General features: G+C 60.3%; 20 protein-coding genes. 11 read left to right on the forward strand and 9 right to left on the reverse strand.

What is annotated here, in order from left to right:
- The first annotated feature begins 83 nt into the window (after positions 1-83).
- Genes GRI41_RS12985 through GRI41_RS12995 form a run of 3 tightly spaced genes read left to right on the forward strand, consistent with a single transcriptional unit; the run spans position 84 to position 2,465 of the window.
- Positions 84-1,688 (forward strand): phosphopantothenoylcysteine decarboxylase domain-containing protein, encoded by a 1,605-nt coding sequence (locus GRI41_RS12985; RefSeq protein WP_160605492.1) that lies wholly within the window; start codon positions 84-86, stop codon positions 1,686-1,688.
- Positions 1,681-2,127 (forward strand): dUTP diphosphatase, encoded by a 447-nt coding sequence (gene dut, locus GRI41_RS12990; protein WP_160605882.1) that lies wholly within the window; start codon positions 1,681-1,683, stop codon positions 2,125-2,127. The genes GRI41_RS12985 and dut overlap by 8 nt, the downstream gene beginning before the upstream one ends.
- Positions 2,128-2,129: 2 nt before the next feature.
- The gene (locus GRI41_RS12995; RefSeq protein ID WP_160605494.1) at positions 2,130-2,465 is read left to right on the forward strand and encodes a hypothetical protein; all 336 of its coding nucleotides are present in this window, start codon (positions 2,130-2,132) and stop codon (positions 2,463-2,465) included.
- 85 nt (positions 2,466-2,550) lie between these two features.
- On the opposite strand, the gene GRI41_RS13000 is transcribed toward GRI41_RS12995, so the two are convergent.
- The 4 genes from GRI41_RS13000 to secB all read right to left on the reverse strand — a co-directional run bounded on the left by GRI41_RS13000 (position 2,551) and on the right by secB (position 6,566).
- On the reverse strand, positions 2,551-3,261 hold the full coding sequence (locus GRI41_RS13000; RefSeq protein ID WP_160605496.1) for a DUF4136 domain-containing protein: 711 nt from the start codon (positions 3,259-3,261) through the stop codon (positions 2,551-2,553).
- A gap of 141 nt (positions 3,262-3,402) precedes the next feature.
- Positions 3,403-4,419: a tryptophan--tRNA ligase gene (trpS, locus tag GRI41_RS13005; protein WP_160605498.1), complete on the reverse strand. Its 1,017-nt coding sequence runs from the start codon at positions 4,417-4,419 to the stop codon at positions 3,403-3,405.
- A 4-nt stretch (positions 4,420-4,423) separates the two neighbouring features.
- Positions 4,424-6,004: a murein biosynthesis integral membrane protein MurJ gene (gene murJ / locus GRI41_RS13010; protein WP_160605500.1), complete on the reverse strand. Its 1,581-nt coding sequence runs from the start codon at positions 6,002-6,004 to the stop codon at positions 4,424-4,426.
- Positions 6,005-6,032: 28 nt separating this feature from the next.
- Positions 6,033-6,566 carry a protein-export chaperone SecB gene (gene secB / locus GRI41_RS13015; RefSeq protein WP_160605502.1) on the reverse strand — a complete coding sequence of 178 codons (534 nt, stop codon included), beginning with the start codon at positions 6,564-6,566 and terminating at the stop codon, positions 6,033-6,035.
- A gap of 299 nt (positions 6,567-6,865) precedes the next feature.
- Between secB and GRI41_RS13020 the strand changes: the two genes are divergently transcribed.
- From GRI41_RS13020 to GRI41_RS13030, 3 genes are read left to right on the forward strand one after another with little or no spacing between them, the layout of a single operon-like run.
- A complete protein-coding gene (locus GRI41_RS13020) occupies positions 6,866-7,495 on the forward strand; it encodes a Tim44/TimA family putative adaptor protein (protein WP_160605883.1) in 630 nt (209 codons plus the stop codon).
- Positions 7,496-7,514: 19 nt separating this feature from the next.
- A complete protein-coding gene (gene mltA / locus GRI41_RS13025; RefSeq protein WP_160605503.1) occupies positions 7,515-8,702 on the forward strand; it encodes a murein transglycosylase A in 1,188 nt (395 codons plus the stop codon).
- A gap of 10 nt (positions 8,703-8,712) precedes the next feature.
- Positions 8,713-9,297, forward strand: a complete 585-nt coding sequence (locus tag GRI41_RS13030; protein ID WP_160605505.1) for a Smr/MutS family protein — start codon at positions 8,713-8,715, stop codon at positions 9,295-9,297.
- Positions 9,298-9,301: 4 nt separating this feature from the next.
- Here the strand turns inward: GRI41_RS13030 and ahpF are convergent, their stop codons facing one another.
- The 3 genes from ahpF to aroC all read right to left on the reverse strand — a co-directional run bounded on the left by ahpF (position 9,302) and on the right by aroC (position 12,897).
- Positions 9,302-10,900: an alkyl hydroperoxide reductase subunit F gene (gene ahpF / locus GRI41_RS13035; protein ID WP_160605507.1), complete on the reverse strand. Its 1,599-nt coding sequence runs from the start codon at positions 10,898-10,900 to the stop codon at positions 9,302-9,304.
- Positions 10,901-11,034: 134 nt separating this feature from the next.
- A complete protein-coding gene (gene ahpC / locus GRI41_RS13040; RefSeq protein ID WP_160605509.1) occupies positions 11,035-11,601 on the reverse strand; it encodes an alkyl hydroperoxide reductase subunit C in 567 nt (188 codons plus the stop codon).
- 210 nt (positions 11,602-11,811) lie between these two features.
- The gene (gene aroC, locus GRI41_RS13045) at positions 11,812-12,897 is read right to left on the reverse strand and encodes a chorismate synthase (RefSeq protein WP_160605511.1); all 1,086 of its coding nucleotides are present in this window, start codon (positions 12,895-12,897) and stop codon (positions 11,812-11,814) included.
- A gap of 523 nt (positions 12,898-13,420) precedes the next feature.
- Between aroC and ruvA the strand changes: the two genes are divergently transcribed.
- From ruvA to ruvB, 5 genes are all read left to right on the forward strand, one after another.
- Positions 13,421-14,026 (forward strand): Holliday junction branch migration protein RuvA, encoded by a 606-nt coding sequence (gene ruvA, locus GRI41_RS13050; RefSeq protein ID WP_160605513.1) that lies wholly within the window; start codon positions 13,421-13,423, stop codon positions 14,024-14,026.
- Positions 14,023-14,421: a GFA family protein gene (locus tag GRI41_RS13055; RefSeq protein WP_160605515.1), complete on the forward strand. Its 399-nt coding sequence runs from the start codon at positions 14,023-14,025 to the stop codon at positions 14,419-14,421. The genes ruvA and GRI41_RS13055 overlap by 4 nt, the downstream gene beginning before the upstream one ends.
- 39 nt (positions 14,422-14,460) lie before the next feature.
- Positions 14,461-15,018: a DsrE family protein gene (locus GRI41_RS13060; RefSeq protein WP_235901232.1), complete on the forward strand. Its 558-nt coding sequence runs from the start codon at positions 14,461-14,463 to the stop codon at positions 15,016-15,018.
- A gap of 200 nt (positions 15,019-15,218) precedes the next feature.
- Positions 15,219-15,545: a hypothetical protein gene (locus GRI41_RS13065; RefSeq protein ID WP_160605517.1), complete on the forward strand. Its 327-nt coding sequence runs from the start codon at positions 15,219-15,221 to the stop codon at positions 15,543-15,545.
- Positions 15,542-16,630, forward strand: a complete 1,089-nt coding sequence (gene ruvB / locus GRI41_RS13070; RefSeq protein ID WP_160605519.1) for a Holliday junction branch migration DNA helicase RuvB — start codon at positions 15,542-15,544, stop codon at positions 16,628-16,630. The genes GRI41_RS13065 and ruvB overlap by 4 nt, the downstream gene beginning before the upstream one ends.
- A gap of 667 nt (positions 16,631-17,297) precedes the next feature.
- On the opposite strand, the gene GRI41_RS13075 is transcribed toward ruvB, so the two are convergent.
- Positions 17,298-18,221: a hypothetical protein gene (locus tag GRI41_RS13075; RefSeq protein WP_202388814.1), complete on the reverse strand. Its 924-nt coding sequence runs from the start codon at positions 18,219-18,221 to the stop codon at positions 17,298-17,300.
- A 6-nt stretch (positions 18,222-18,227) separates the two neighbouring features.
- Positions 18,228-18,788, reverse strand: a complete 561-nt coding sequence (locus GRI41_RS13080; protein WP_160605521.1) for a hypothetical protein — start codon at positions 18,786-18,788, stop codon at positions 18,228-18,230.
- Positions 18,789-18,826: the final 38 nt, after the last annotated feature.

The following is an 18,826-nucleotide window of genomic DNA, read 5'->3' on the forward strand; positions in this document are numbered from 1 at the left end:
AACTTAATCCTGCGCATGCAGGGCTGGCAGCTTTGGGATACGCGCGCTAGTCTGGCGTTAATGATGAAGATGAGGGTTTTTCAATGAGCGCGGGGAAAACACCCAAAGTCTTGCTCGTTATCGGCGGGGGGATTGCCGCTTATAAAAGCTGCGAACTGGTCAGGCTGATCCGTAAGGGCGGCGGCGATGTTACCTGTGTGATCACCAATGGCGGGCAGCAATTCGTAACTCCGATGGCGCTTGCCGCGCTGAGCGAAAATCCGGTTCACACGACGCTGTGGGATCTCAAGAACGAAGCCGAGATGGGGCATATCCAGCTCAGCCGCGAAGCCGATCTGGTGGTGGTATGCCCGGCAACGGCCGATCTGATGGCCAAGATGGCGGCGGGAATTGCGGATGATCTGGCCACCACTTTGATCCTCGCAACCGACAAGCCGGTGATGGCGGTTCCCGCGATGAATGTGCGGATGTGGCAGCATGAGGCGACGCAGCGCAACGCGATGTGGCTGCGCCAGGCCGGTGTGAATGTGGTCGATCCCGATGTCGGGGCGATGGCGTGCGGCGAATTTGGCCCCGGGCGCTTGCCCGAACCGGAAATGATCTGGTTGGAAATCGCGAGCATGCTCGGCATTGATCCGGGCGATGTCGGCGCGGCGGAAATTGCCGAATTTGTCGAAGAAGCTGATCCGGAACCGAAAGGCGGATTGGGCGGCTTGTTGTCATCGCTCATCCCGCGCTCCACACCCAAGCGGACCGAGCATGAGATCGAAGCGCAATGGTCTGAAGAACAGGTGCAAGAACAGCCGGGCGAAGTGGATGAGAGCGAGGGACCGGTGCTCGCCACCAAAGGCAGCGCCTCTTCCGCGCCGCCGACCGATCCCGAAGCGACCAATCACACCGTCAAAACCGGTGCAGGCAATGCCGCGCCCGAACCGATTGAAGGCGATGCGCAGCCCGTGGCGGTTGGTGGTGATCCGTTGGAAGGCCAGCCCGATTTTGACGAAGACCCAGAGCACCGCCCGCTTTATGGCAAGCATGTGCTGATAACAGCCGGGCCGACGCGCGAAGCGATCGATCCGGTGCGCTACATCGCCAATCGCTCTTCAGGCAAACAGGGCTTCGCCATCGCTGGTGCAGCGGCGGCGGCGGGCGCGCGTGTGACCTTGGTGGCGGGCCCCGTCTGGTTGGAAACGCCGCCGGGGGTCGACCGGATCGATGTCGAATCGGCGCGCGATATGGCGGATGCGGTCAAAGGCGCGCTGCCCGCCGATGCGGCGATCATGGTTGCCGCGGTTTCCGACTGGCGGAGCAAGGACACGTCGGAGGAGAAAATCAAGAAGCGCGGATCGGCCCCGCCGGCGCTGATGCTGACCGAGAACCCCGATATTCTGGCGAACACCGCAGCGGGCGGAAAACGGCCCCGGCTGTTGATCGGCTTTGCCGCGGAAACGGAAAATGTGATCGAAAACGCCAAAGCCAAACGCAAACGCAAGGGCGTCGACTGGATTGTTGCCAATGATGTCTCCTGGACAGACGGCAAAAGCGTGATGGGCGGCGCGGAAAATCGTGTGCATATCGTCACCGAACATGATGTCGAAAGCCTCGAAGAAATGCCAAAGGCGGATGTCGCGCGCGAATTGATTGATCGCGTGGCGCAGGCTTTGGATGACGAGGATGATGATGAGTGAATCGGTTGGTGTTCGGCTGAAGCGATTGCCGCATGGCGAAGGGCTGGCGCTGCCGGCTTACGAGACATCGGGCGCGGCTGGGATGGATGTCCTTTCTGCCGAAGATGTGACGCTGGAGCCGGGCGGACGGCATGCGGTGGCGACAGGTTTGTCGATGGCCATTCCTGAAGGATATGAAATCCAGGTGCGTCCGCGCTCGGGCCTCGCTTTCAAATTTGGCGTCACCGTGCCCAACACGCCGGGAACGATCGATTCAGACTATCGCGGCGAGCTCAAAGTGCTGATGATCAACCACGGGCCGGACCCGTTCCCGATCACACGCGGCGACCGCGTGGCGCAGCTGGTGCTTGCGCCGGTAACGCGCGCTCAGTGGCAAGAAGTCGAAGAGCTGGATGAAACCGTCCGCGGCGAAGGCGGCTTCGGCTCGACCGGACTCTGAGCATGGGCGGTATCGGCCCCGGCGTTGCGCTTCTGGCTGTAGCGGCACTGCTCGTGTGGATCGTCCTGCTGGTTTGGCTGGCACAGCGCATTTTGCGGTTCATCGGATTGCGGACCGGCTGGGGGCCGCTTGACCCGCGCAATATCGGCGTGACTTTCGTGTTGCTGGCGGGCGCTATCCACTTGGGCAACTATGCGCTCGACTGGCTTGGCGGCAGCGGTGTTGCATCGCAAGACGGTGCAGTGTCATTCCCCACCGCGTTTCTGATCGGCTCGGTTGCGATCGGAGTCGGCATCGCGGCGATCAGATGGCACCGCCAGCAGAAGCCCAAAGACTAAGCGCGCGCTCTGGGTTCAATAGAGGATTGGGCGGCGGACCGTCGCCAGCCCGCCTTTCTGGTTTTCAATACGTTCAGCTACCCGATCAATCGACCCGGCGTACTTTGGTCTCTTCGGGCTTGATCGAAATGCGCAGCGTCTCGCCCGAATTGCCGGGGAAATCGGTGAACATCGCCTCGACCAGATTGGGCACCAGATATTGCAGGCGGTTCGAGGTCGAGATCGCCTCGGCCTTACCTTCAAACAGGCGGCGGCCATCCGCAGTGCTGTCGATCTTCATATCCACGCCGCTAGTATAGACGGTGTAGCTGCGGACTTCGGGGCCGCCGAACCATGGATCGTAGAAACCGTAACCCCATGCGCGCGACCGGCGGAAACTAGGGTAGTATCCGATGCGGCTGCGATAGCGTGATCGGTAATAGGGACGCCACGGCCCCCAAGCGCTATAGAATGGGTCGTGAAAACCGGTGGTGCGGACACGCTCGCGCCCCTTGTCGACGCCATAATCGAAGCGGACCAGCATATCGGCGGTTTCGGGTGTGCCCTGCACATAGCCGAGCCGCGCCATCTGCGCTTCGACCATATCGGCATAGAGCGAGAATTCGAGCCCGCCGGCAAGCGCCGGATCATCGGCAACCACGGCAAATGTTTGCCCTTGCGGCGCCGGCAGCTGGCTTTGGAAGCGCGATACGTCGGCATTGAAGCCCGTTGTTGCGCAAGCGCTCAAGCTGGCAAGAAGCAGCGGAACCGCGCTGAGCTTGGCAATGCGGCGGAATGACGAAGTCTTGATAGACATGATGCGACCTTTCGAATCGTGGCGAGACAGCTCAGCGTCCCCAACGCACATCAGGCTGTCATCTGCGCGCGCCATTGTAAAGATCGCGTCTGAACGGTCTTTGAATGGCGCGGCGTAAAAAGTTGTGACTTTTCAGTGCGATTACCCGCGAACGAGGCCCAGTGCTGCATAGGTGCGCGCCAATGTGTCGCTGCCCAGCTCGCGCGCTTTGGCGGCCCCGCGGGCGAGAATCGCGTCGAGCGATTCCCGATCTTCTTTCAATTCACGAAAGCGCGCGGAGATCGGGCTGAGTGTTTCGACCAGTATTTCACCCAGCGCGGGTTTGAACTTACCAAAGCCCTCGCCGCCATATTGGCCCAGCACCGCATCCACGCTTTCGCCCGTCACCGCAGCATAGATGGTCACCAGATTGAGCGCTTCTGCGCGGCCTTCCAATCCGCCGGCTTCGGATGGCAAGACATCCGCATCCGACTTTGCCTTCTTGACTTTCTTCATGATCGTATCGGCATCGTCGGAAAGGTTTATCCGGCTCATTTCGGACGGATCGGATTTGCTCATTTTGGCGCTGCCATCGCGCAGGCTCATGATCCGCGCAGCCTGCGGCGGGATATAGGGCTCTGGCAAGGTAAAGACGGGCGCGTCCTCGGTGCAGAAATCATTGTTGAATTTCTGCGCAATGTCGCGCGCCAGTTCGAGATGCTGCTTCTGGTCATCGCCAACGGGAACGTGGGTCGCCTGGTAAAGCAGCACGTCGGCGGCCTGCAGAACAGGATAGCTGAACAGCGCGATGCTGGCGCCTTCACGGTTCTTGCCGGACTTGTCCTTGAACTGCGTCATTCGGTTGAGCCAGCCCATCCGTGCAGTTCCGCCCAGCAGCCATTGCAGCTCGGCATGGGCGGGCACTTGCGCGTGATTGAACAGTACCGATTTGGCCGGATCGATTCCGCACGCGACCAGCGCGGCGGTCATTTCCAGCGTTGCAGCTTTCAGCTCCGCCGGATCATGCGGCATCGAAATCGCGTGCAAATCGGCGAGGAAAAACAGGCATTGGCTGCCGTCTTCCATTTCGTCCTGCATCCGCACCCAATTGCGGATCGCGCCCAGATAATTGCCGAGATGAAGATTGCCGGTGGGCTGTATGCCGGACACTACACGCATGATGCTAAGGCGCTTTCTTGTTTGTCAAAGCGCGGATCCGTTGCCGGTCGATAGCACCGACTGCGAAAGCCACGCCGAAATATACTATGGCTGCGGCGGCGACGAGCGCCGCCAAAGCGAAGAGCCGCGCAAACAGGCCCGCCGCGAAATAATCGGTTAGCAGATCGCGCGCGTACCACAATGCCGCGCCCATCGCAGCGGCAGCGACCAGTTGGCGCAATATCCGCAAGACCAGCATCCCCGGCATGCGGTAATGCCCGCGTACCAGCAGCGTGATATAGAGATAGCTGATATTGATCCACGCGCCGATCACGCTGGCGAAGGCAACGCCCATCACTCCGAAACGCTGCAGGAATGCAAGGTTGAAAGCGATAAATACGCCCAGCGATATAAATGCGGCGTAGACCGGCGTCTTGGTATCGGCCCTGGCATAGAAATTCGGCACGATGACTTTGACCAGCACGTAAGCGGGAAGGCCCATCACCAGAACGGCAAGCACATTTCCGGTCACCGCTGCATCGGCAAGGTCGAAGCGGCCGCCCTGAAAAATCATGGTGACGAAAGGCGTCGCGCAAATTGCCAAAGCGACCGCGGCGGGCACGGTGAGCAGCATCGAAAGTTCGATCGCGTCCGATTGCACGCGGTCCGCACCTTCCTTGTTATCGCCGCCGACAAATTTCGAAAGCGTCGGCAGGATCGCGGTCGACAGCGCAATGCCGATGATGCCCAGCGGCAATTGGTTGAGCCGGTCGGCATAGTTCATATAGCTGACCGATCCGCTCTCAAGCTGGTTGAGGAAATAGAGCTGGACCAGCGTGTTGATCTGGTAAGCTCCGCCGCCGATCGCCGCGGGCAAGGCAATGATACCCAGCCGCTTTACCTCTGGCGTCAGGCGCGGCAGGCGCATTTTGACTTCGAAGCCTTCAACCTTGACCCAATAGAGCAGCCACAGGAGCTGCAACACGCCAGCACCGGTCACGGCCCATGCGATGGAATAGGCGACCTGTTCTATCGTCGCGCCACTCGCCAGCCAGTTCTCGCCGACCAGCAGTGCCGCGATCAGCACCAGATTGAGAATGATCGGAAAGCTCGCCCCCGGGGCGAAGCGCGAAACCGAATTGAGCATGCCGGTGAACAGGGTCACCAGCGACACCAGCACGATATAGGGGAACATGATCCGCGCGAAATCGACCGCCATGTCAAACTCGCCCGGATTTATGGGCTTTTCGGCCAGCAGCCAGATAACGCCGGGCATCGCCAGTTCGAGGACAATGCACACCGCGATCAGGACGGGCAGGAAAACGCTCAGCACATCGGCGCTGAAACTGCGCGCCTGCTCCATCCCGCTGCCGTCTTCATTGCCGCCGTGAAGCCGCTTGGAAAACATCGGCACAAAGGCAGCAGAGAACGCGCCTTCCGCGAACAAGCGGCGGAAAACATTGGGAATGATGAACGCTTGGAACCACGCATCGGTTACCGCATTGGCGCCCAGAACGCGCGAGAAAATCATTTCCCGCGCCATCCCGGCCACACGGCTGAGCAATGTCAGCCCGCCGATCGTCCCGACATTTTTGAGCAGGCTCATAGCGTGGCGCCCGCCACCATTGGTTCGCTTACGCTTCGCCAGCAGGCGCGTCTGCGCCGCCGCCAGCAGCCGCTTCCTGCTCTGCCTTTTGCTGCAATTGCTGCATGTACAGGCCGTTGAAATCGACCGGATCGAGCATCAGCGGAGCAAAACCGGCATCACGTGTCGCATCTGCAATAATGCTGCGCGCGAAGGGGAACAGCAGGCGCGGGGCTTCGGCAAACATGAAAGCGTGCTTGCGGTCATCGGGCATATTGCGCATGCCCAGCAGGCCGCAATAAGCGAGCTCTACCAAGAACACATTGCCCTGTTCGGTTTTCGAAGTGACGTTGATCTTCAGTTCGACTTCCTGAATTTCGTCGCTTACTTCGCGGGCGCCGATGTTGAATTGCAGGTCGATATGCGGCTTTTCGCTCCACTGGAAGCTGTCGGGCGCATTGGGGTTTTCGACCGAAAGGTCCTTCACATATTGCGAGATTATTCCCGCCACTGGCGCAGTGTCTTCGCCGTTGGGTACAGGATCCATATCGAGGTCGGTGAGTACGTCGCCTTCGTCGGCCATGATCATCAATCTTTCATAGTAAGGTTAGGAGTGCACGCCCTTGCACAGGCATGCATGGATGTTTCGCCGCGCGCCTAGCACCGCTGCGCATTGCCCGCAACTTGAGACATCGGGTGCCATATTCAAGGGAAACGGCGCGAATTTACGCGTTGTCCATTTGTGTTCAGTCACTATTTAAGGCAGGAATGATATAGAACATCGGACAAGCGCGGTTTGGTTACCCGAATTCGCGCATCCGAATTGTCGCAAAGCAGGTATTTATCGTGTCCGGAACTATTGTTGAAATCGTCATCCTCGCCATGGTTGCAGCCTTTTTGGGCCTGCGCCTCTACTCGGTGCTGGGTCGCCGGGCCGAGCATGGGGAAGAATCGATTCCAACCCGCTTTGATCCAAAGCGGCCAACCGCTGACTCAGAGCCTGACGAAGGCGGCCCTGCGCAACCTGCCCAGCAATTGGAGCAGATGCCTGCGGTTCTTCCTGCGGTCGAGCGCGGCGTGCGCGACATTGCTGCGGCTGACCGCCGGTTTGAAATCCTTGGCTTCCTCGAAGGCGCGAAAGCGGCTTATGGCATGGTTCTGGAAGCATTCTGGAGCGGTGACCGCGAAACGCTCAAAGAGCTATGCGATGATGATGTCTATGAAAGCTTCGATGCCGCAATTTCTGCGCGCGAAGATGCCGGTGAGACATTGCAGAACACGCTGATCCGGATCGAAGAGGCGGTGATTGACCGTGCTTCGCTCGACGGATCGATGGCGCGCGTTGCGGTGCGCTTCGTGGCCGACATCGCCGCCGTGACCTATGACAAGGACGGTACAATGATCGCCGGTTCGCTCGATGATGCGGTTGAAAGCCGCGATATCTGGACTTTCATGCGCGATGTGAATTCAGCCGATCCAAACTGGCTGCTCGACGAAACCGACGAAGGCTGATCCCGCAGTGGAACGGCGGATGAGCGCACTGGCAAAATCTGCAATTGCGCTTTGTTCGCTGGCTTTGCTTGCCGCTTGCGGCCGGATTATTCCGGAAAGCACACCTACCGCACCGGCCGATCCCGCCAGCTTTACCAGCGCGCTGATGGCAGGTGTCACCAGCGGTCCCAGCGTTGCCGGTCTGCGGATCGGGAGCGAGGACGCGCGCGCAGGCCTACGGTCTTTCGTCGAATCCTGCCCGTCTTTGCTGCGCCGGGACGACGCGACCGGCCTCACCCGGCAAGAAGATTGGCGCGCGGCATGCGATGCTGCCCGATCCTATGGCGGCGCACCGGAAAGTTTTTTCGAAACCTATTTTGAAACGGCGCGCATCGGGTCTGGCGAGGCCTTCGCCACCGGATATTTCGAACCGGAAATCCGCGGATGCCGCACGCGCAAGCCCGGCTGCGAGGTTCCGGTCTATGCTCTGCCCGATGATCTGACGCGCGCCTGGCCCGCGGATATGCCCGAAAGCGAGCGAACCGGCCGCCCGCCGCTCGGACGCTTCGATGACGAAGGCAATTTCGTTCGTTATTATGACAGGACCCAGATCGAGGAAGGCGCGCTGGAAGGGAGCCGGCTGGAGCTCGCCTGGGCGGCCGATCCGGTCGAGATGTTCTTCCTCCAGATCCAGGGCTCTGGCCGGTTGGCGCTCGATGACGGCACCGTCATGCGCATCGGCTATGCCGGGCAGAATGGCCACGGCTATACCGGCATTGGCGGGGTGATGCGCGAGCGCGGGCTGCTCGGCGATGGTCCCGGACAATATGCCGGCTCGATGCAGGGCATCATGCAATATATTCGTGAAAACCCCGAAGAGGGCCGCGATTTGATGCGGCTCAACAAGAGCTGGATTTTCTTCACCGAGCTAACCGGCGATGGTCCGCTTGGCTCGCTCGGCATACCGGTGCGGCGCGAAAGCTCGGTGGCGGTTGATCCCAAATTCGTTCCCTATGGCGCTCCGGTGTGGCTCGATCTCGACCGCGATGTCGCGGACGGGCTGTGGATCGCGCAGGACACCGGCGGCGCGATTAAAGGCGCAAACCGCTTCGACACGTTCTGGGGCGCGGGCGAGGACGCGCGGACAATCGCCGGCGGGATGAGTGGGCGTGGGACAGCTTATATCTTGTTGCCCAAGGGCACCGTTGACCGCCTCAATTCGCAATGATTGATCCGGCATGAAACTCCCGCGCGGATTGACCGCAGAGGAGGAAGCCGCCTGGGCCAAACTTGCGTCATCGGTCGAGCCGATGGAAGGGCGGGTGGTTCCAAAGGCGAGTAGGATTGTCACAGGCTCCGCCGCCTTGAAGAAAGGGTCGGGGCCGGGATCGCAGCGCAAGCCTACCCCACCAAGTCCGCCAACTCGCCCTTTGTCCCAACGAAAAGGGTCAATCCCGCCACCGCGCCAGTTCGCCCATCGCAGCCTCGATTCGCATTGGGACAAGAAATTGAAAAGCGGAGCGATCGCGCCCGATTATACGCTCGATCTGCACGATCATTTCGTCGATGCGGCATATGAGCGACTAGATCGCGGGATGCGGCAAGCGCGCGCCATGGATGCGCGTTTGGTGCTGGTCATCACCGGCCGCCCGCGTCCGGTCGAAGCGGCAGATCGCGGCTCAAAACGCGGCGTGATCCGCGCAAAAATGCTCGATTGGCTCGCCGCAAGCGACCACGCCGACGCCATCGCCGCCATCCGCAAGGCCCACCGCAAGCATGGCGGTGAAGGCGCGCTGTATGTTGTGTTGAGGAGAGCGCGCTAGGCGGTCACGCCGAAGCCAATTCCTTCGCCGGTTCCGTGCGGATCAAATAGTCGAACGCGCTTAGTCCGGCTTTCGAGCCTTCGCCCATCGCGATTACGATCTGCTTGTACGGCACCGTCGTGACATCTCCCGCCGCGAATATGCCGGGCAAATTCGTCGCAGCTTTGTCGTCGATCACGATTTCGCCGTGCTGGCTCAGTTCGACGCCGCTGTCTTTGAGCCATTCGGTGTTGGGGACCAGACCGATCTGCACGAACACGCCGTCGAGTTCGACCGATTTGCCCTCTCCGCTGGTGCAGTCGGTATAGGTCAGGCCCGTTACCTTCGCGCCGTCGCCGGTAACTTCGGTGGTCTGTGCCGAGACGATCACATCGACATTGCCGAAGCTGCGCAGCTTGTCTTGCAGCACCTGGTCGGCGCGCAATTGGCTGTCGAATTCGATCAGCGTCACATGGCCGACAATATTGGCGAGGTCGATTGCCGCTTCGACGCCCGAATTGCCGCCGCCGATCACGGCAACGCGTTTGCCCTTGTAGAGCGGGCCGTCGCAGTGCGGGCAGTAGGCCACGCCCTTGTTGCGATATTCGTCCTCGCCCGGAACACCGAGTTGCCGCCAGCGCGCGCCGGTGGTGAGGATCAGCGAACGCGCTTTGAGCGATGCACCATTGCTGAGCTTCACTTCATGCATTCCGCCAGCCTCCTTCGCCGGGATCAGCTGCTGCGCGACAGCGCGATCCATCAGATCGATGTCGTATTCGCCAACATGCTGCTGCATCTGCGCAACCAGTTTCGGGCCTTCGGTATAGGGCACCGAGATGAAGTTCTCGATCCCCATCGTATCGGCCACTTGCCCGCCGAAACGCTCAGCTGCGATGCCGGTGCTGAAGCCTTTGCGGATGGTGTAGATCGCCGCTGCATTGCCCGCGGGGCCGCCGCCGACCACCAGAACTTCGAACGGCTTTTTGTCGGCCAGTTTTGCCGCAGCCTTCTCGTCCGCGCCGTTATCGAGCTTGGCGAGAATATCGCGCGCATCCATCCGGCCATTGGCGAAGGGTTCGCCGTTCAAATAGACCGCTGGCACCGCCATCACTTGGCGCTGTTCGACCTCGTCCTTGAACGCGCCGCCTTCGATCAGCGTGGCCGAAATGCGCGGGTTGAAGATCGACATCAGCGTCAGCGCCTGCACCACGTCGGGGCAGTTCTGACAGCTAAGCGAGAAATACATCTCGAAGTCGAAATCGGCGCTCGTGTCCTTGGCTAGTTCCTTCACCTGCTCAAGAATATCGGCCTCGACTTTGGGCGGATGTCCGCCCGCCCACAGCAGCGCGAGAACCAGCGAAGTGAACTCGTGGCCCATCGGCAATCCGGCAAAGCGGACGCTGGCGTTGTGATCCGACGCGCGGCGGACTTCGAAGCTCGGCACATGCTTTGCATCGCCATCGAAGCTTGCGCTGACCATGTCGTGCAGCGAGGCAATTTCCTCGAGCAGCACGCGGGTCTTTGTCGAGTTCTCGTCATCGCCCAGCGTGCCGACAAGTTCGATCGGCTCGCGCAGATTGGCGAGATAGGTTTCGAGCTGTTGCTGCATGGCTGAGCCGAGCATGGGAATCTCCGAATATAGAAATGAAAAGGCCCGGAGCCGGAGGGAGGGGGAGGGTGGCTCCGGGCCTTCAAGCGACCCGGATCGATCCGGGTTCTTTAGGTCAAATTGTGGTGCGGCTTAGATCTTGCCCCAAATTAGATCTTACCAACCAGATCCAGCGACGGTGCCAGCGTTTCTGCGCCTTCTTCCCACGCGGCAGGGCAGACCTGGCCGGGGTTTTCGCGGACGTATTGGGCCGCCTTGATCTTGCGGACCAGTTCGCTGGCGTTGCGGCCAACGCCTTCGCAGGTGATTTCCATGATCTGGATCACGCCGTCCGGATCGACCACGAAGGTTGCACGATCGGCAAGGCCGCTGTCTTCGCGCAGAACGTTGAAGTTCTTCGACAGCGTGTGCAGCTGGTCGCCAAGGAACGGGTACTGGATGCCGCCGATCTTTTCGGACGTATCGTGCCATGCCTTGTGGCTGAAATGCGTGTCGGTCGAAACCGCGTAAACGTCTACGCCTAGCGACTGCAGGTGGTTGTACTGCTCACCAAGGTCTTGCAGCTCGGTTGGGCAGACGAAAGTGAAGTCGGCGGGGTAGAAGAAGAAAACCGACCAACGGCCTTCGAGGTCCTTTTCGGTGACGTCGAAGAAGTCTTTGCCAGCCTGGAATGCGGTGGCTTTGAACGGTTTGATTGTGCTTCCGATAATACCCATGATATCTCCATATGGTGTGTTGGGTTGATGTTCAGTGTTGAACGAAACTTGCTTGCAACCCACAGATAGGAATTGCTGCGTTGCAGTAAAGTGGTATGTTGCGATTGCGAAGATCGACAAAACCGATCAATGCCCAACCGGCCCCGTGACTTTTGAAAAATAGAGCGATTTCAGCAGAGATCGCGCGAAATCAGCACTTCCTTGCGGGGGCTAGCCGCATTGTGCGCGGTGCAGCAATTTGTGGTCTGCGAGCACCAGCGCCATCATCGCTTCAACCACCGGGACACCGCGGATGCCAACGCATGGATCATGGCGGCCCTTGGTGCGGATTTCGGTTGCTTCGCCATCTGAGGTGATTGTCTCGACCGGTGTCAGGATCGAACTGGTTGGCTTGAAAGCGACACGGCATGTGACCGGCTGCCCTGTGCTGATCCCACCCGCGATGCCGCCGGCATGGTTGGACAGGAATTTCGGTTTGCCGTCGGCGTCCGGCCGCATGGCATCCGCATTGGCATCGCCCGTGGTCATTGATGCGGCAAACCCGTCACCAATCTCCACGCCCTTGACGGCATTGACCCCCATCATTGCGGCGGCAAGATCGGCGCTTAATTTGCCATAGACCGGCGCACCCCAGCCCGCCGGAACGCCCTCGGCCCAGCAGGCAACTTGCGCGCCCACCGAATTGCCCGATTTGCGCGCTTCGTCGACCACCTTTTCCCATGCGGGCACGGTCTCGGGATCGGGGCAGAAGAACGGATTGCGGGCAATTTCCTGCTCGTCAAAGCGCGAATAGAGCACCGGCGTCTCAGCGATCTGCTCTACCCAGCCGAGAATCTTCACTTCCGGAATAATCAGCCGGGCAATCGCCCCCGCCGCCACGCGCATTGCGGTTTCGCGCGCCGAACTGCGCCCGCCGCCGCGATAATCGCGGAAACCGTATTTCGCGTCATAAGCGTAGTCGGCATGGCCGGGGCGAAAGGCTTTGGCCACTTCGGAATAGTCTTTGCTGCGCTGATCGACATTCTCGATCATCAGGCTGATCGGTGTGCCGGTGGTGCGCTGTTTGCCATCGGGGGCCTCGAACACGCCGGACAGGATACGGACCTGGTCCGGCTCCTTGCGCTGCGTGGTGTATTTGGACTGGCCGGGCCGCCGCGCATCAAGGAAGGGCTGGATATCCGCTTCGGTAAGCGCGATTCCCGGCGGGCAGCCATCGACCACCGCACCAATCGCGGGTCCATGGCTTTCGCCCCATGTGGTGAATCGAAGCACGCGGCCGAATGTGTTGACGCTCATGGGCGGAGCTTTGGCGCAAGTTTGCTGGCGTGTCCAATGGTGGTGAGCGTAGGATTTGTTGGTTCACACAAAGGCGCAAAGGCACGAAGATGTCACGCTTGCGGCAAAGCCGCTCTCCAAATCGCATGGTTCTACTTTCGGCCAGGGCCGCAGTTTTGATGCGGCGTCGCCGCTGGCACGCCATCTTCGCGCCTTAGTGTCTTCGTGCGAAACCAATCTGCTAAACGCTTTCCTACGGGCGGTCCGCTGTGCAAAAAGATCGAATGCGTGCGTACCTCACCCTATTCGATCGACTCGTTTTCCGCCCACGCCAGCAATTGCATGGACGGGAGGGGCGGGGGCGTCCCTCAGAACGCGGTGCAGCGTGAACGAGGTAATACTGCTTTATAAACAGACATTTAAAGAAATTCCCCTCGGTTGACAGGGTGTCGCCTTTGTCAACCATCTGTCACCCGATGCGCAGGATGACGATAACGCCAATCTGGTGCTGGCCAAACCGGTTGTTCTAAGGCAAGAACAAACCATGATCGCAAAGCTAAGAGGATTGCTCGACGAAACCGGTGAAGACTGGGCGGTGATCGACGTGCAGGGCGTCGGCTATCTGGTCCATTGTTCGACCAAGACGCTGGCCGCGCTGGGCGAAATTGGCGAAGCGTGTACGATCTACACCGATTTGCAGGTGAGCGAGAACGATATGCGTCTGCTGGGCTTTGCCGAAGCGGCAGAGCGTGACTGGTTCCGCTTGCTGACGCAGGTTCAGGGCGTGGGCAGCAAAGTCGCGCTGGCAATCCTCTCCGCCCTGTCGACCGCCGAAGTGCAAACCGCCTGCGCCAATGGCGATGCGGCGATGGTTGCGCGCGCCAACGGCGTGGGGCCGAAACTGGCAGGCCGGATCGTCAATGAGCTGAAGGACAAGGCGGGCGCGCTTCCTGCCTCTGCCGATGGTGTTGCAGGCGTTGCGGTCACGCCGGCAGGCGGAGCAAGCGCCGATGCTGTCAGCGCGCTGGAGAACCTAGGCTTCAAACCCGCTGTGGCCGCGCGCGCCGTGGCGGCTGCTTTGGGGGAGCTTGGCGAAGATGCCAGCGAAAGCGATCTGATCCGCGTGGCATTGAAGAAGGCAGCGGGATGACGGAAAGAAAAGCATCATGCCAATGCGGAGCGCTCTCCGCCACTTGCCGGGGCGAACCGGTGCGCGTTTCGGTATGCCACTGTCTAAACTGCAAAAAGCGCAGCGGCTCGGCATTCGCGGCGCAGGCCCGTTGGCCGGCTGACAAGGTGAATACACAGGGAGAGGACCGAGTCTGGCATCTGACTGCGGATAGCGGCGAAGTGAGCGAGCATCACTTCTGTCCCACTTGCGGTTCGGAAGTGTGGTATGTCGCACGCCCGCACCGTGACCTGATCGCTATTCCTATCGGAAATTTCGCCGACCCATCGTTTCCGCCGCCGTCCTATTCGGTCTACGAAGACCGTCAGCATGACTGGGTGGCGGTGGTAGGCGAGGAGATAGAGCACTATGATTGACCGGAGTGACTATGCTGCGGCGCCTTGGGGGGTAATGGCATGAAATTCATTGGTTTTCTGCTGATGGTCTTGTTCGCGGTTCCCGCCGCGGCGCAGGATATGTCTATGTTCAAAACCGGCCCTGTGTTCGAGGATTTTGGCCCTCATGCACCGGTTGAAGGCGTGGATTCGGTTCCCGCCGACACCGAGTTTTCCGTCGCGTTTGATGTCGCCAAAGCTGCCGAGGATGGCACGCGCAATCGCGGCTTTGAAAGCGCGGCGCGGTTTATCAATATGCATGTCGCGGCGGGCGTCGATCCGGACAATATCCGCATTGCGGTGGTGGTGCATGGCAAGGCTTCGCTCGACCTGCTCGATGACGCCGCATGGGCCGCGCGCCAGCCGGTGGGAGAAGAAGAGGAAGCGCCCGACAACCCGTCCAGCGCGATGATCCGCGCCATGCTCGATCACGGCGTCCGCTTCATCCTCTGCGGGCAAAGCGGCGCGGCGCACGGGATCAAGCAGGAGGACCTGATCCCCGGCGTCGAAACCGCCCTGTCCGCGATGACCGCGCATGCGCTGCTGCAACAAGGCGGCTATACGGTGAATCCGTTTTGATGGGGTCGACCAGCTCTGCGGTCGTAGCGGCTCTGGCTGCCCTTCTAGGTGCAGTTGCAGCGGGAGCTGTGCAGGCAATCCTTCGCTGGCAAGACCGGAGTAAGGAGATCGAAGCGATCCGAGCTGCTTTCGTAACGGAAGTTGCCGAGATTTGTCGACTAATTCGATTTCGCAAGTACGCCGAAACCACTCGGCAACTGGTGAACGATCTCAAGCAAGATCAAGAACAAACTGGCGTAATGGTCGCAGATTTGCGGGAGGATTACTTCTCAGTTTTCCATGCACTTGCCCCACAACTTGGAAAGCTGGAGCCTGATGAGGCAACACAAATCGTTAGGTTCTACATGCTTTGCAAATCTGCCAAGGACAGCATTATGCCCGATGGCGTGATGGTAGAAAATGAGGATCATGATCTGGCTCTTGAGAACGCTCTTCAGTTGCTGACTCTAATGACGGAGGCGCTACGTTTGGGTGATCAGATCGCACAATGGATTCCCCAGATTGCGCCCCTTCGGACCACAAAATGACCGATAACCCCGACCTTTCCCCCGAGCGCCAGCCGGAAGACCAGGACGCTGCACTGCGCCCCAAATCGCTTGACGAGTTTGTCGGGCAGGAGGCCGCGCGCGATAATCTGCGCGTGTTTATCGAGAGCGCCAAATCGCGCGACGAGGCGATGGATCATGTGCTGTTTTTCGGGCCTCCCGGCCTCGGCAAAACCACGCTGGCGCAGATTGTCGCTAAGGAACTGGGCGTGGGATTTCGCGCCACCTCGGGTCCGGTAATCGCCAAGGCTGGTGATCTGGCGGCGCTGCTGACCAATCTTGAAGAGGGCGATGTCCTGTTCATCGACGAGATCCACCGGCTCAATCCGGTGGTCGAGGAAGTGCTCTATCCCGCGATGGAGGACCGCGCGCTCGATATTATCATCGGCGAGGGACCGTCCGCGCGCAGCGTGCGGATCGATTTGCCGCCCTTCACGCTGGTCGGTGCGACCACGCGGCAGGGCCTGCTGACCACGCCTTTGCGCGACCGGTTTGGCATCCCCGTCCGGCTCAATTTCTACACCGAAGAGGAGCTGGAGCGCGTGGTGACGCGCGGGGCGAAACTGCTTGATATGGCAATAGAATCCGCGGGCGCGCGCGAGATAGCGCGGCGCGCGCGCGGGACGCCGCGCGTTGCGGGCCGGTTGATGCGGCGGGTGCGCGATTTCGCCCATGTCGCGGGCGATGGCGTCGTGACTGCGAAGATCGCCGACGAGGCGCTCACCCGTCTGGAAGTCGATCGATTGGGGCTTGACGCAATGGACAGACGCTATCTGCATATGATCGCGGATATCTACAAAGGCGGTCCGGTCGGGGTGGAAACTCTGGCCGCCGGCTTGGCCGAGCCGCGCGATACGATCGAGGAAGTTGTCGAGCCATTCCTGATCCAGCTGGGCCTGGTTGCCCGTACGGCACGCGGGCGCCAGTTGAATGATCGCGGGTGGGAGCATCTGGACTTGAAACCACCTGTTCAAAGCACCAATTCGGGCGGCGAATCGGCGAATCACGGCCAAAGTGATTCGGATCCAGAAACGCTCCAAACAGGCTTGTTCGACAAAAAAAGTTAATGCCGCGGTAGGGTTTACGGCGATTTCGGTTCCATTGTGGGACAGGTCGGCCAAACGCGCCGTTCATCGCGCAGAAATTTTCGCGAAAGGCGGATTTTGATGGTTAATTTGATTGCCGCTTAAGGGGTGGTGGCGTTTCTTGTTGTGACAGGGATGTGAATGGAGGCGGACCCGCTGCTCTCCAGATATTCCAGAAGTAACAAGAGAGTTTGCCCATGTCGGTAAAAATGGCCCTAGCGAAATTGTCTGCGACTGCAGCAGGCGGCGCGCTTCTAGCAGGTGGTGCAGTGCATGTCGCTGAACCACCGGTAACAGATGCTCCGCAGTATAAATCGGTGAAACAGCCGGTTGTAAAGCGCGCGCAGCCCGTACGCTATGTGAAGGAACGCCCGACCACGCGGAAGCGTGTCGTTCGCACAGAACCACGCACGCGCCGTATCGTGCGCCGAGAAGTTGAATGTGTGCCGGTAACCGGCAGCGTTGCTTACGGTCCGAACGGACAACCTATTCACGGCGGTGGCATTGGTGCCATTGGCGGCGCCTACGCGGGTGGTGCAGCCTATGCCGGTCAAACTCATTATCGCGGTACGGGGGCTCGTGCCGGCGCAGATTACGCTGATGGTTGCGCGCCAGCCTATCAGATGGCGCTCGCCGCTATTCCGGCCCCTTATGCACCACCACCACAGCCACCCATTACCGGCGGTGGCAGCGGCGGCGTAACCGTTATCGGCGGTAGCGGCGGCTTCGGCGGCGGATTTGGTGGAGGCTTCTTCGGCGGCTTCTTCGGCGGTTCGGGCGGTTCAGGCGGCAGCGTTGTTGTCAGCTCGACCACCACCACTTCGGGCGGTACGTCATCGGGCGGCTCATCGTCTGGCGGCGACATCATTATCGATATCGATAACAGCAGCGGCGGCAGCGGCGGCACCAGCACAAGCACCGGCGGTGTAACCAGCACCACCGGCGGCAGCACCACTGGCGGCATCAGCAGCACCTCGGGCAATGTCTCTTCGACATCAAGCTCCGGCGGCAGCAGCACGACCACCGGCGGCGTCAGCACATCGACCGGCGGCATTTCGACTTCGACCACAACCGGCGGTGTCTCGACTTCTACCGGTGGCGTTTCGACATCAACGGGCGGTGTTTCGACATCGACCGGCAGCGTCTCGAGCTCGTCGGGCAATGTCTCCAGCTCTTCGGGTAACGTATCGAGCTCGAGCGGCAATGTTTCGAGCTCCAGCGGCAACGTGTCGAGCTCTTCGGGCAATGTTTCCAGTTCGTCTGGCAATGTCTCCAGCTCGTCCGGCAATGTGTCGAGCTCGAGCAGCAGCTCGTCCAGCTCGAGCAGCTCGTCATCATCTTCGAGCTCCTCGTCTTCGAGCGGCAACACAACCGGCGGCATGTCGTCCAATGGCGGATCGAACGGCTCTAGCGGTTCATCCTCTTCGAGCAGTTCTTCGTCTTCGAGCTCCAGCTCGTCATCGTCGGGCGGTTCGAATGGCGGCTCGAACGGTGGATCGGGCAGCTCCAGCAGCTCGTCATCCAGCTCCAGCTCGTCCAGCTCTTCGTCTTCGGGCGGCAGCAATGGCGGCACCAGCGGTCACCCAGGAACCACTACCGGTGGTTCGGGCGGCTCGAGCAGTTCCTCGTCCTCTTCGTCGAGCAGCAGCTCTTCGTCTTCGTCGGGTGGCAGCAATGGCGGCACCAGCGGGATGACTTCGACTGGCGGTTCGACCGGTTCTAGCTCGAGCAGCTCTTCGTCATCATCCAGCTCCAGCTCTTCGAGCTCGGGTGGTAGCAATGGCGGCGCAACCTCGAGCGGTTCGTCTTCGAGCAGCTCTTCGTCTTCCAGCTCCAGCTCTTCTTCGGGCGGCAGCACGGGCGGCGCAACGTCGAGCGGTTCTTCGTCCAGCAGCTCTTCGTCGAGCGGCAGCTCGTCATCGTCGGGCGGTACATCGGGCGTGATCACAAGCTCGACCAGCTCGTCGTCATCTTCGTCGAGCAGCAGCTCATCATCGTCCAGCAGCTCTTCTTCGAGCAGCTCTTCGAGCTCGGGTATGACCTCGACATCGAGCGGTACGCAGGTTCCTGCACCGCCAATGATGATCCTGTTCGGTATGGCTGCAGCAGCAGTTCTCGGACGCCGGAAGTTCAAACTCAAGAAAGCCGCGTAACAGCGACTTTCGGAACTTCAGACCA

It is taken from the genome of Pontixanthobacter aquaemixtae (assembly GCF_009827395.1).
GTDB classification, from domain to species: Bacteria; Pseudomonadota; Alphaproteobacteria; order Sphingomonadales; family Sphingomonadaceae; genus Pontixanthobacter; species Pontixanthobacter aquaemixtae.

Bases quoted from the DNA above. Each gene is read 5' to 3' on its own strand.
- ruvB (WP_160605519.1), top strand. From the start codon at position 15,542: ATGACCGATAACCCCGACCTTTCCCCCGAGCGCCAGCCGGAAGACCAG.
- ahpC (WP_160605509.1), bottom strand. From the start codon at position 11,601: ATGGGTATTATCGGAAGCACAATCAAACCGTTCAAAGCCACCGCATTC.
- murJ (WP_160605500.1), bottom strand. From the start codon at position 6,004: ATGAGCCTGCTCAAAAATGTCGGGACGATCGGCGGGCTGACATTGCTC.
- secB (WP_160605502.1), bottom strand. From the start codon at position 6,566: ATGGCCGACGAAGGCGACGTACTCACCGACCTCGATATGGATCCTGTA.
- GRI41_RS13055 (WP_160605515.1), top strand. From the start codon at position 14,023: ATGACGGAAAGAAAAGCATCATGCCAATGCGGAGCGCTCTCCGCCACT.
- ruvA (WP_160605513.1), top strand. From the start codon at position 13,421: ATGATCGCAAAGCTAAGAGGATTGCTCGACGAAACCGGTGAAGACTGG.
- GRI41_RS13060 (WP_235901232.1), top strand. From the start codon at position 14,461: ATGAAATTCATTGGTTTTCTGCTGATGGTCTTGTTCGCGGTTCCCGCC.
- GRI41_RS13020 (WP_160605883.1), top strand. From the start codon at position 6,866: ATGGTTGCAGCCTTTTTGGGCCTGCGCCTCTACTCGGTGCTGGGTCGC.
- GRI41_RS13000 (WP_160605496.1), bottom strand. From the start codon at position 3,261: ATGTCTATCAAGACTTCGTCATTCCGCCGCATTGCCAAGCTCAGCGCG.
- ahpF (WP_160605507.1), bottom strand. From the start codon at position 10,900: ATGCTCGGCTCAGCCATGCAGCAACAGCTCGAAACCTATCTCGCCAAT.
- trpS (WP_160605498.1), bottom strand. From the start codon at position 4,419: ATGCGTGTAGTGTCCGGCATACAGCCCACCGGCAATCTTCATCTCGGC.
- aroC (WP_160605511.1), bottom strand. From the start codon at position 12,897: ATGAGCGTCAACACATTCGGCCGCGTGCTTCGATTCACCACATGGGGC.
- dut (WP_160605882.1), top strand. From the start codon at position 1,681: ATGAGTGAATCGGTTGGTGTTCGGCTGAAGCGATTGCCGCATGGCGAA.
- mltA (WP_160605503.1), top strand. From the start codon at position 7,515: ATGAGCGCACTGGCAAAATCTGCAATTGCGCTTTGTTCGCTGGCTTTG.
- GRI41_RS13030 (WP_160605505.1), top strand. From the start codon at position 8,713: ATGAAACTCCCGCGCGGATTGACCGCAGAGGAGGAAGCCGCCTGGGCC.
- GRI41_RS12985 (WP_160605492.1), top strand. From the start codon at position 84: ATGAGCGCGGGGAAAACACCCAAAGTCTTGCTCGTTATCGGCGGGGGG.
- GRI41_RS12995 (WP_160605494.1), top strand. From the start codon at position 2,130: ATGGGCGGTATCGGCCCCGGCGTTGCGCTTCTGGCTGTAGCGGCACTG.